The organism is Aquitalea sp. S1-19, assembly GCF_024343515.1.
In genome coordinates this window covers 1-630 of sequence record NZ_RJTZ01000344.1, presented here as the reverse complement: position 1 = coordinate 630, position 630 = coordinate 1, and the positions used below count along the sequence as shown (strand labels likewise).

At 59.0% G+C, this 630-nt stretch carries 1 protein-coding gene and 1 pseudogene; one reads left to right on the top strand and one right to left on the bottom strand.

The genetic code is table 11. The features are described from left to right. Nucleotides 1–329 (bottom strand): gamma carbonic anhydrase family protein (locus tag EGI20_RS18955; protein ID WP_498633255.1); only part of this gene is annotated, 329 nt, incomplete at its 3' end. A 71-nt stretch (nt 330–400) separates the two neighbouring features. Here EGI20_RS18955 and EGI20_RS18950 point away from each other — a divergent pair. Then, a pseudogene (locus EGI20_RS18950) lies at nt 401–630 on the top strand (oligopeptidase A); the annotation flags it as partial.

The window sequence follows — 630 nt, the reverse complement described above, 5'->3', positions numbered from 1 at the left end:
GAGCCGATGCCGACCAGCACTTCGTCGTCTATGGTGCAGCCGTGCAGCGTCACATGGTGGCCGATGGTCACATGTTTGCCGATGACTAGCGGCGCGCCCAGCGGATCGGATTCTTTTTTGTGGGAGACATGCAACATGGCGAAGTCCTGCACATTGCTGCCTTCACCGATGGTGATGCTGTTGACGTCGCCACGGATGACCGCATACGGCCATACCGAGCTGTCTTTTTCCAGTGTGACCTCACCGATGACCACGGCTGCCGGGTCGATATAGGCCGAAGCGGCCACATTTGGCGTGATGCCATCAAAAGAACGCAGGTTGTGATTCATCGGGCTGTCCTCATCTTGTCGTTTGATGCTGCCTATCATACAGGCGAGCCCCGACCAAGGATGACATAACGATGAATACCAACCCGCTGCTCGATTTTTCTGGCCTGCCCCGTTTCGATGAAATCCGCGCCGAGCATGTCGCGCCCGCCATCGACCAGCTGCTGACCGAGGCGCGTGCCGCCGTCGCTGCTGTGACCGCCAATAGCGAGTCCCCGAGCTGGGATAATGTCGAAGGCCCGCTGACCGATGCCACCGAGCGGCTGGGGATCGCATGGACTGCGGTCTACCACCTTAATAGCGT